Origin of the sequence: Mesorhizobium sp. M6A.T.Cr.TU.017.01.1.1 (genome assembly GCF_004023115.1) — a bacterium.
In the GTDB taxonomy this organism is placed as follows: domain Bacteria; phylum Pseudomonadota; class Alphaproteobacteria; order Rhizobiales; family Rhizobiaceae; genus Mesorhizobium; species Mesorhizobium mediterraneum.
This window is the reverse complement of sequence record NZ_RZTA01000176.1, coordinates 1-8,617: the sequence shown is the minus strand read 5'-3', so window position 1 is coordinate 8,617 and position 8,617 is coordinate 1. Positions and strand designations below refer to the sequence as shown.

Annotated in this window: 11 protein-coding genes; 5 read left to right on the top strand and 6 right to left on the bottom strand. The window is 63.9% G+C overall.

The genetic code is table 11. The features are described 5' to 3' along the window. Together EOB36_RS31880 and EOB36_RS31875 are read right to left on the bottom strand one after the other, a co-directional pair. The coding region (locus EOB36_RS31880) for a tautomerase family protein (protein WP_206637230.1) at nt 1-117 on the bottom strand (117 nt) is incomplete at its 3' end. Nucleotides 118-150: 33 nt separating this feature from the next. After that, nucleotides 151-891 (bottom strand): SDR family oxidoreductase, encoded by a 741-nt coding sequence (locus EOB36_RS31875; protein ID WP_128286457.1) that lies wholly within the window; start codon nt 889-891, stop codon nt 151-153. Nucleotides 892-991: 100 nt separating this feature from the next. Between EOB36_RS31875 and EOB36_RS31870 the strand changes: the two genes are divergently transcribed. From EOB36_RS31870 to EOB36_RS31860, 3 genes are all read left to right on the top strand, one after another. Continuing rightward, a complete protein-coding gene (locus EOB36_RS31870; RefSeq protein ID WP_128286458.1) occupies nt 992-1,897 on the top strand; it encodes a LysR family transcriptional regulator in 906 nt (301 codons plus the stop codon). 213 nt (nt 1,898-2,110) lie between these two features. Then, nucleotides 2,111-2,722 carry a hypothetical protein gene (locus tag EOB36_RS31865; RefSeq protein ID WP_128286456.1) on the top strand — a complete coding sequence of 204 codons (612 nt, stop codon included), beginning with the start codon at nt 2,111-2,113 and terminating at the stop codon, nt 2,720-2,722. 110 nt (nt 2,723-2,832) lie between these two features. Further along, the gene (locus EOB36_RS31860) at nt 2,833-3,564 is read left to right on the top strand and encodes an SDR family oxidoreductase (protein ID WP_128286455.1); all 732 of its coding nucleotides are present in this window, start codon (nt 2,833-2,835) and stop codon (nt 3,562-3,564) included. On the opposite strand, the gene EOB36_RS31855 is transcribed toward EOB36_RS31860, so the two are convergent. Together EOB36_RS31855 and EOB36_RS31850 are read right to left on the bottom strand one after the other, a co-directional pair. Then, nucleotides 3,515-4,456 carry a LysR family transcriptional regulator gene (locus EOB36_RS31855; protein WP_128286454.1) on the bottom strand — a complete coding sequence of 314 codons (942 nt, stop codon included), beginning with the start codon at nt 4,454-4,456 and terminating at the stop codon, nt 3,515-3,517. The two genes, EOB36_RS31860 and EOB36_RS31855, sit on opposite strands and share 50 nt — an antisense overlap. Nucleotides 4,457-4,478: 22 nt before the next feature. Continuing rightward, nucleotides 4,479-5,381 (bottom strand): S1C family serine protease, encoded by a 903-nt coding sequence (locus EOB36_RS31850; protein ID WP_128286453.1) that lies wholly within the window; start codon nt 5,379-5,381, stop codon nt 4,479-4,481. A gap of 281 nt (nt 5,382-5,662) precedes the next feature. Here EOB36_RS31850 and yghU point away from each other — a divergent pair, with 281 nt between their 5' ends. Beyond that, the gene (gene yghU / locus EOB36_RS31845) at nt 5,663-6,529 is read left to right on the top strand and encodes a glutathione-dependent disulfide-bond oxidoreductase (RefSeq protein WP_127293568.1); all 867 of its coding nucleotides are present in this window, start codon (nt 5,663-5,665) and stop codon (nt 6,527-6,529) included. Nucleotides 6,530-6,884: 355 nt separating this feature from the next. Here the strand turns inward: yghU and EOB36_RS31840 are convergent, their stop codons facing one another. Further along, entirely contained in the window at nt 6,885-7,076 is a 192-nt protein-coding gene (locus EOB36_RS31840; protein ID WP_095482717.1) for a hypothetical protein, read from the bottom strand. Nucleotides 7,077-7,380: 304 nt separating this feature from the next. Here EOB36_RS31840 and EOB36_RS31835 point away from each other — a divergent pair, with 304 nt between their 5' ends. After that, complete coding sequence (locus tag EOB36_RS31835; RefSeq protein WP_128286452.1) at nt 7,381-8,121, top strand: sulfotransferase family protein; 741 nt, start codon at nt 7,381-7,383, stop codon at nt 8,119-8,121. A 31-nt stretch (nt 8,122-8,152) separates the two neighbouring features. On the opposite strand, the gene EOB36_RS31830 is transcribed toward EOB36_RS31835, so the two are convergent. Then, nucleotides 8,153-8,617: EamA family transporter (locus tag EOB36_RS31830; protein WP_164897674.1), on the bottom strand; the 465-nt coding region annotated here is incomplete at its 5' end.

Genomic DNA, 8,617 nt, shown 5'->3' with positions numbered 1-8,617 from the left:
GGGGCGCACGCCTTCGCCGAACATCTCGACGAAAAGGGCTGTGGTCTTGTGGACGAGGTCCTCCTTCTGCCCGGCGGACAGAGCGCGCTCCGGCACCTTGAAGTTTGCAAACGGCATGATGTCAATTCCCTGTGGTTGTTGCGGAAAAAATCAGACTGTGCCGCCATTGGCGCGCAGCACCTGGCCGTTGACCCAGCCGCCGTCCGGACCGGCGAGGAACGACACGACGCCGGCGATGTCGGCGGGCTGGCCGAGCCGACCGAGCGGGATCATCTTGGTGATCGTCTCGACCAGCGCCTCGGACTTGCCGTCGAGGAACAGCTCGGTCGCCACCGGCCCCGGCGCCACGACATTGACGGTGATGCCGCGCGTCCCAAGCTCCTTAGCCAGCACATGCGTCATCGCCTCGACGCCGGCTTTGGTCGCGGCATAGACGCCGTAGCTCGGCTGGTAGAGCCCGACGACGCTGGACGAGAAGCTGACGATGCGGCCGCCGTCGCGCAGCCGTCTCGCACCTTCGCGCATGCCGCGGAACACGCCACCAAGGTTCACCGCGATCTGTCGGTCGAAATCCGCGTCGTCCATCTCAGCGAACGGCGCAAGCTTCATGATGCCGGCGTTGTTGACCAGCACGTCGAGCCCGCCGAAGGCCTGCTCGGCGGCGTCGAACAAACGCGCCACGCCCTTGGGATCGCCGACATCGGCCTGGATGGCGATTGCCGTGCCGCCTTCAGCCGCGATCTCGCGCACCACGCTTTCGGCCGCTTCGGCGCCCCTGGCGTAGTTGACGACGACCGAAAAGCCGTCACGCGCCAGCCGCCTGGCGATTTCGGCACCGATTCCCTTCGAGGCGCCGGTCACCAGCGCCGCTCTTCCATTTTGTGTAGCCATGTCAGATCTCCAATTCTTGTGGACTGAAGGTAGGTGATAAATTTGCCGGGGTAATCGCTCGGGTCTTGCCAACACCATTCGGATATGGCGAACAATGGCGATGGACAGTCTCGACCGGATGCGCCTTCTCACCCGCGTGATCGAGCGCGGCAGCTTCACCGCGGCGGCCGCCGATCTCTCGATGTCGCGATCGACCGCCACCGAGGCGATCAAGGAGCTGGAGGCGCGGCTAGGGGTCAGGCTTCTCGAGCGTACCACACGCCACGTCGCCCCTACCCTCGACGGCCAGGCCTATTACCAGCGCTGCCTCGCCATCCTGGCCGATATTGAGGATGCCGAGGCCGGCTTCCAGGCGGCGCAGCCGCAAGGGTTGCTCAGGATCGACGTGCACGGCTTCATGGCCCGTCATTTCATCCTGCCGCGGCTCGCCGAATTCCTCGATCGTTATCCCCGGATCGACCTGCATATCGGCGACGGCGACCGGCTGGTCGACCTGGTGCGCGAAGGCGTCGATTGCGTGCTGCGCTCCGGCGAACAGGCCGACAGCGGCATGATCGTGCGGAGAGTGGCGACGCTGCGCGAAGTCACCTGCGCCAGTCCGGCCTACCTGGAGAGGCACGGCGTGCCGGCCGCACCCGACGATCTCGGAGGCCATGCGATGGTCGGCTTCCGCTCGTCGCGGACCGGCGAGGTAATGCCGCTTGAATTCACGGTTGCGGGCGAGCTGCGCACCATCACGCTGCCGAGCCGGGTGACGGTCAACGGCTCCGACACGATGGCGGAGCTCGCCCGCCTCGGCTTCGGCCTTGTGCAGGCGCCGCACTACCGCTTCGCCGGCGATTTCGCGCGCGGCACGCTGGTCGAGGTGCTGCCGGACTATCCGCCGTCGCCGACGCCGCTGTCGGCGCTGTATCCGCAAAACCGCCAGCTTGCGCCGCGCGTGCGGGTGTTTATCGACTGGGTGATCGGGATTTTTGGCGAGGATGGGAAATCGGGCAGGGTGTGACGAGCCGGGGGCCGCCGGCTACTTTTGCGCAGGGGCCGCGTTCCTTCGCGCCCCCTCTGTCCTGCCGACGTCGCTGACGCCCGTCTCCCCACGCATCACGCGTCCCTCGGCGCCCATGGCGGTTCTTCCCATCGTGATGTAGTAATCTTGTGTCCAGAACCGGCCATGGCCCGGCTCTGGAAACGGCGGGCTTCAATTGGGGGATATGTTGCCATGCGAGCGATGCTGTTCGGCCTGATGCTGTTGCTGCCGACCATGGGCCTGGCGGAACCGATCGAAACCCAGAAGATCATCACCGCGCTGACCGGCGACTGGAACGGCGACGGCGCCGTCGATCTGGTGATGATCGTCGAGACCAAGCCCGGCGACCCGATGGACATGTATTTCTTCCTTAGGGACCGCGAGGCCAATTTTCTCAAACCTGCCGGCATCGTGCGTGAGCAGATCTACGGAGAGTGGAACGGTTACGACCGGCCGGGCTACGGGGCTTCCGACACCGAGCCGGAGCTGTCCACGCTGCCCAACGGCTCGATCAACCTATACCTGCCGGCAATGCCGGTCGGCAGCAAACGGACCAACACGACGCTGACGCTCGCTTACCGCAATGACGCCTTCATCGTCGCCGGCTTTGCCTATGACTATCACGATTATCTTGAGGACAATGTCGCAAGCGACTGCGACTACAACGTTTTGACCGGCAAGGGCAAAAGCAGCAAGATGCAGCCCGATGGCACCACAAAGCAGAAGACCGTGGCGGTGGAAGGCAAGGTCATTGCCTTTTCGGAGTGGAGCCCCGGAATAGGCTTCAGCGCCTGCGGCGAGTGAGGCACGCCGCACCATCGGATTTTCCGATAGCACTATCGTTTTCTTCCGTTTCCGCTTCGAGCCCAGACCTGCGACTTCCCTGACCAAGTGATCGTCTGTGGAAGCGAAGGATGGCGGATATGGCAAACAGAAAAGTGCTGGTGGTCGGCGGCAGTTCGGGAATGGGTCTGGCGCTGGCAAGGCGGTGCCTCGAGGCTGGCGCCGAGGTTGTCATTGCCGGGCGCAACGAGGACAGGCTGAAGCGCGCCCGCGAGCAACTGGGCAACCCTGCCGCGCTGGACACGATCGCGGTCGACATCACCCGGGAGGATCAGGTCGCCGCTTTGTTCAGGCGGATCGGCCGGCTCGACCATATCGTCAGCACAGCAGCCGATATCGAAGGCGCCTATGAGCTGTTGCCTGCGCTCGAGCTGAAGGCGGCGCAAAGGGTGGTGGAAAGCAAATTCTATGGGCCGCTACTGCTGGCCAAACATGGCGCGCCGATGCTTTCGGCCACGGGCTCCATCACCTTCACATCAGGCATCGCGGCCTATCGGCCGGCGGCGCGGGGCTCGGTCGTCGCCGCGGTCAATGCGGCGCTGGAGGGGCTCGTGCGGGCGCTCGCCATCGAGCTGGCGCCCATCCGCGTCAACGCGGTCTCGCCGGGCTGGGTCGACACGCCGATCTGGACCTTCGTTGCCGGCGCCAAGAAGGACGACACGCTGAACGCGATGGCAGAGCGGCTGCCGGTCGGGCGGGTCGGACAACCCGACGACATCGCCGACGCTATTTGCTTCTTGATGGGCAACGCTTTCACGACAGGGACGACACTGCATGTCGAGGGCGGGCATCGGCTGGTCTGACCGGCGCGAAATTGTCGCCAGCGGCCGCCAGCAGCAGTTTCAAGGCTGGCGGCTGCACCCGCCTGCGGCGCCAGATCATGGCAATCGACGCCGTGCGGACCGGGCCCGGCCAGGGCATTTCGATGACCTCGCCACGATCGAGCGCCTCGACCACGGCCAGGCGCGGCACCAGACCAAGGCCGGCCCCAGCCGCCACCAGGCGCGCGATCGTGCCGATGCTGCCGACTTCGGCGGCAAGCCTCGGCGATGCAAGGCCTGCCTCGGCAACAGCCTTGTCGAACAGGTGCCGATAGATGCATCCGGCTTCGGTGACGACGAAGCGCATGCTGGCAAGCGCCGTGAGATCGCCTCTCATCGCTGCCTCCTCAGGAGGAACGACAAGGATCAATGGTTCCGCCGATAGCGTCCGTCTGGCGAGGCGTTCGTCGACCTTCTCGAAACCGTCCCTGTCGAAGCAGAAGGCGACGTCGATCTCGCCATCTTCCAGCTTGCGCACGAGATCACCGCTGCCCGCGACCTTCAGCCGAAGATCGATGTCGGGATGGGCGGCCTGGAAATCCGGGAGCCATTGCGCCAGCCTCGCCGAGGCGATCGTCTCCAGCGCGCCGATCGTCACCGATCCGGCGGCATGTCCGGCGGTCACGTCCACGGCCGCCCGTGCCTGTTCGACCAGCATCAGAATGTCCTCGGCATAGGATTTCAGCGTGACGCCCGCCGGCGTCAGTTGCAGGCCCTGCTTCGACCGCGTGAACAGGGCCGTGCCAAGCTCGGCTTCAAGCGTCTGGATCTGATCGCTCACGCTCGATTGCGCGAGGTGGATCTCCTCCGCGGCGCGCGTGATGTTTCGGCACCGCGCAACCGCGAGGAACGTCTTGAGCAGCCTTGGATGCATCAGGTGACCCGTATCGACTGCTTCACTGCAGCTGCGGTTTCTTGAGAAAGCTGTTGCGGTCGGCCGACTTGACGCGCAGCCAGGTTTCGCGGCCGTCGCGCACCACCCGCAGCGGGATCTCCGCGCCCGCCGGATTCTGCCATAGCTTGCGGTAGAAATCGGCGAGCCCGTCGACTTCGCCGTCGCGCACATCCGAGATGATGTCGCCTTGGCGCAGGCCGGCTTCGGCGGCCGGGCTGCCTTCGGCTACGCTCATCACCACCACCTCGCCATTGCTTTCGGCGGAGAAGGCGCCGAGCCAGGGGCGCGGTGGCTTGGAGACTTGGCCGCGTGTCAGGAGATCGTCGAGAATGGGCGGCAGAAGGTCGATCGGCACCACCATGTTGATATCGGCGATCTCGCCGGCGCGGCTCATCTGCAGGCGCAGCGAACCGATGCCGAGCAGCCTGCCGTCCTGCCCGATGAGTGCCGCACCTCCCCATGACGGATGGGCGGGCGCGGTGAAGATCGCCTCGTCCAGAAGATATTCCCAATAGCCGGCGAATTCCTGCTTGGTGATGATGTGCGCGCTGACCGACTGGCCGATGCCGTCGGCGAGCACCACGGGATCGCCGGCCATCGCCTTGGCCGCGTCGCCGAAAGCCACCGCGGGCAGGCCGAGCGGGGCCAGCGCCTGCACCAGGCCGAAGCCCGATTCCTGGTCGTAGGCGAGCGCGTGCGCGGGAACCACGCGCCCGTTATGGTCGGTCAGCCAGACTTCTTCCGCCTCGGTGATGAGATAGCCGATGGTGAGCACCAGACCGTCGTCGCGAATGACCACGCCGCTGCCTTCCCGGCTCGTGCCCAGCGCATTCGCGGTGAAGGCGTCGTCGGGGATCGAGGCGCGCACCGCCACGATGGACCGCAAAATCGTATCGATGGTCATGCTCTCAATCCCGGCAATATTCATGGCGGCCGCCAAAGGCCCGATATCCTCTATAGGTATGGCGCACGTGACGAGGCGCAAGGGCATCCGTGATCCCTTCCCAAGGGGGAGAACGTGGGCCGGCACCCGGAACCGACAATAGTTCAACACAAGTTGAACTTCCTGCTGCCAGCACTACCTTTATCTATGTGCGGATGAATCTGCCCATCCTCGCTCCCTTTCTCATCGCGCAAGCTGATCCTCCCCAAGACCCTCCCCGCTCCCAACAAAGGCCTCCCGAGATGAACCAATACACACCGCCGAAAGTATGGACCTGGAACAAGGAAAATGGCGGCGCCTTCGCCAGCATCAACCGGCCGATCGCCGGCCCGACGCATGACAAGGAGCTGCCGGTCGGCAAGCATCCGCTGCAGCTCTATTCGCTGGCGACACCGAATGGCGTCAAGGTGACGATCATGCTGGAGGAGCTCCTGGCGCTCGGCCACAAAAGCGCCGAATATGACGCCTGGCTGATCAGGATTAACGACGGCGACCAGTTCGGCAGCGGCTTCGTCGAGGTCAATCCCAACTCAAAAATCCCGGCGCTGATGGACCGCAGCGGGCCAAAGCCGATCCGCGTCTTCGAATCCGGCTCGATCCTGGTGCATCTGGCCGAAAAATTCGGCGAATTCCTGCCGACCGAGCAGCCGGCGCGCGCCGAAACCCTGTCATGGCTGTTCTGGCAGATGGGCTCGGCGCCGTATCTCGGCGGCGGCTTCGGCCATTTCTACGCCTATGCGCCGGAAAAGATCGAATATGCCATCGACCGCTTCGCCATGGAGACCAAGCGCCAGATGGACGTGCTCGACCGGCGCCTCGCTGAAAGCGAATATCTCGGCGGCACCGACTACACCATTGCCGACATCGCCGTGTGGCCCTGGTATGGCGGGCTGGCGCTCGGGCGCATGTACAATGATTCCGGCGAGTTCCTGTCGGTCCAGGACTACAGACACGTGCAGCGCTGGGCCAACGCGATCGACGCGCGGCCGGCGGTGCAGCGCGGCCGCATGGTCAACCGCGCCTTCGGCGAGCCGGCGATGCAGTTGCACGAGCGCCACGACGCCAGCGATTTCGACACCAACACGCAGGACAAGCTGGCGGCGGAGTGAGCAGAGCGACGGAGCTGAGCGGATGACGCGGCGATCTCCCCCGGGGGAGATCGGCAGCTTCAACCCGCCACGTCTCGACGGCGGATCAGGATTGCACAAGCCGCAGGCAGGCTTCCGCGCTGCCCAATCCCAGGCATATGTATTCGGAAATATATACTGGTTGACTAAAGTAACGGAACGTCCAATGCACATTCCCAGAACCGAACAAGTCCGCTTTCAAAAGGCTTAGACCATAATGTCTATTTCAGGAACATCATGATCTAAGCATATAGATATTCAGCCGGATTGGCGTCGAATCTCGACACGTCGTAAAACCGGATACCGTCTCGATGGTCCAGCACTCACGGGTCGCGGATCACCTGTGTGTCTTTCGCCCGGTTCTATAGATCAGCCGGACGACGAACACAAAATATCCAACCTGCAAAACGATCAGGGTCAGGACTGTCCAGCCCAGCGCCTTCCAGATTGAACCGGTTGCCAAAAAAGTCGAGAGCGCCACGACGAGTGACGCGGTGGTCATCCCCACCAGGAACTGTGGAAAATTCATTGCTTTTCAAGGCCGTCCCGGGCTTGCAACAGCCGCGACGACCCCCCTTGCCCATTTACCCCAGACCAACGTTTTCACCCTTTCAATGGTTGCGCAAGTGGCAAATGGAACAGAAGTGTGCACATATTTAACGCAATCTTTGGTTGAGGCTCTACCTTGGCTATCGCTGGTCCATTCAAAAAGAGACGACCTGTAACGGGAGGACATGATGGAAATTTGTTGCGCGCCGGACACTCCGGGCGCAACGTAGGCCCTACGGACTGACATAAAATAAGAATATCAGTCCATGGGAGGGATGGGGAACATGGCGCTCAAGGTAATCGGCGCGGGATTCGGACGCACGGGCACATGGTCGACCTTTGCCGCGCTGAACAGGCTCGGCTTTCCCTGCTATCACATGCAGGAAGTGATCCTCAATAAGACCAACAAGGGCCACCTCGACTTCTGGCGCAAGGTGGCGAACAGCAAGCCCGGCACGCCGCACGACTGGGACCGTGCGTTTGCCAACTACAAGGCGACGGTCGACAATCCCGGCTGCTGCGTGTGGCGAGAATTGCTGGCCGCCTATCCCGATGCCAAGGTGCTGCTGACGCTTCACCCGCGCGGCGCCGAAGGCTGGTACGACAGCACGATCGATACGATCTACTTCACCGAAAATCTCTGGCAGTTCAAGATTTTGGAGTGGCTGACGCCGTTCGGCCGGAAATTCGGCGACATGTCGCGCAAGCTGATCTGGGGTCGCGTGCTGGCCGGCGTGATGGACGACCGCGAGCGGGCAATCGCGCGCTACAACGCTTACACCGAGGAGGTGAAGGCCGCAGTGTCGCCGGAAAAACTTCTGGTGTTCACGGTGACCGAAGGCTGGGGGCCGCTGTGCCGCTTTCTCGGCGTGGCGGAGCCGCGGGAGCCGTTCCCGAACCTCAATGACCGCGAAAGCGTCAAGAAGGTCATCCGCGACGTCATCAAGGGATCGTACATGATGCTCGGGCTGTCGATCGCGGGCGGCGTGGCGGTGCTGGCTGGGCTTTGGTGGTGGCTGGGGTAGCCGGCGTCAGCCAAGGCGCCGCCAGCGAACCCTATTCGGGCGAAGGCACCGGCGGCTTGTTCGTCATGGTGGCGCCGAAGGCCGCGGCTATGACAGCGGCTACCCCCAGGCACTGCAGCCCGGTCAGGATCTCGTGCAGGAACAGGAACCCCGCCAACGCGCCCAGCGCCGGCTCCAGGCAGGTCAGCGTGCCGTAGAGCCTGGCCGACATCCTGGTCAGCGCCACCATCTCCAGCCAAAACGGCAGCGCGCTGGAGAACAGCCCGACCAGCAGGGCGCCGGCCAGGATCGACGGCGCGACCAGCGCCGGCCCCGCCTCGGCCACGCCGAACGGCAGCGCAAGCACCGCGGCGATTGCCAAGCCGTAAGCCGTGGTCTGGCCGCCGAGTTCCGCGCCCGCCTTCTGCGCGAACACGATGTAGAGTGCCCAGAAGCCGCCGGCCGCCAGCGCCAGCATCACGCCGGTCGGATCGAGCGCCTGGCGCGAATGGACGAG

Excerpts from the sequence above, each read along its gene's own strand:
- yghU (WP_127293568.1), top strand. The coding sequence starts at position 5,663 with ATGAACCAATACACACCGCCGAAAGTATGGACCTGGAACAAGGAAAAT.
- EOB36_RS31860 (WP_128286455.1), top strand. The coding sequence starts at position 2,833 with ATGGCGGATATGGCAAACAGAAAAGTGCTGGTGGTCGGCGGCAGTTCG.
- EOB36_RS31850 (WP_128286453.1), bottom strand. The coding sequence starts at position 5,381 with ATGACCATCGATACGATTTTGCGGTCCATCGTGGCGGTGCGCGCCTCG.
- EOB36_RS31865 (WP_128286456.1), top strand. The coding sequence starts at position 2,111 with ATGCGAGCGATGCTGTTCGGCCTGATGCTGTTGCTGCCGACCATGGGC.
- EOB36_RS31840 (WP_095482717.1), bottom strand. The coding sequence starts at position 7,076 with ATGAATTTTCCACAGTTCCTGGTGGGGATGACCACCGCGTCACTCGTC.
- EOB36_RS31870 (WP_128286458.1), top strand. The coding sequence starts at position 992 with ATGGACAGTCTCGACCGGATGCGCCTTCTCACCCGCGTGATCGAGCGC.
- EOB36_RS31835 (WP_128286452.1), top strand. The coding sequence starts at position 7,381 with ATGGCGCTCAAGGTAATCGGCGCGGGATTCGGACGCACGGGCACATGG.
- EOB36_RS31855 (WP_128286454.1), bottom strand. The coding sequence starts at position 4,456 with ATGCATCCAAGGCTGCTCAAGACGTTCCTCGCGGTTGCGCGGTGCCGA.
- EOB36_RS31875 (WP_128286457.1), bottom strand. The coding sequence starts at position 891 with ATGGCTACACAAAATGGAAGAGCGGCGCTGGTGACCGGCGCCTCGAAG.